This is a genomic window from Stenotrophomonas sp. YIM B06876 (assembly GCF_030711595.1).
Lineage (GTDB): Bacteria > Pseudomonadota > Gammaproteobacteria > Xanthomonadales > Xanthomonadaceae > Stenotrophomonas.
In genome coordinates this window covers 1-574 of record NZ_JAUJUJ010000508.1, presented here as the reverse complement: position 1 = coordinate 574, position 574 = coordinate 1, and the positions used below count along the sequence as shown (strand labels likewise).

General features: G+C 63.1%; 1 protein-coding gene. It reads left to right on the top strand.

Annotated features, from left to right (window positions below):
• Positions 1–51: 51 nt before the first annotated feature.
• A partial coding sequence (locus tag QZH66_RS18185) for a tripartite tricarboxylate transporter substrate-binding protein (RefSeq protein ID WP_305807199.1) occupies positions 52–574 on the top strand: 523 nt, incomplete at its 3' end.

Here is a 574-nt window from a genome sequence, read left to right as displayed (position 1 = left end):
GGCGTCGTGCCGAACGTACTGGTCGTGAATACTTCCTTCCCAGCGAAGACGTTGACCGAGTTCATTCAGGCGGCACGCTCCAGCAAGGAGGAGATTCAGTACGCGTCAGCCGGCAATGGCTCGCTCAATCACCTCTTAGGAGCCATGCTGTCAAGCAGCGCCGGCGTTCCCTTGCAGCATGTTCCGTATCGGGGCGTGGCACCTGCATTGACCGACGTGATGGGCGGGCAGGTTCCAGTGGCATTCGCCAGTCTACCGTCGTGCATAGAGTTCATCAAAAGTGGCAAGCTCCGTGCCCTGGGCGTGAGTTCTGCAAAGCGCTCTCCCGCGCTGCCGGACGTGCAAGCCATCGGCGAGGTGGTGCCCGGATACGCAGGCGAGCTCTGGGTGGGCTTGTTCGCAGGCCGAGGCACACCGAGCGCCGTTGTTTCCAAGTTGTCTGAGCTGGTCGCAGCGGCCGTCGCCGCACCGGACGTACAGGAGCGATTCAAGGTCGCAGGCGTCGAACCGCTCACCGGCGGCCCAACACGTCTGGCGCAACTGCTGCAGGAAGACATCACCCGATGGGCCCCCA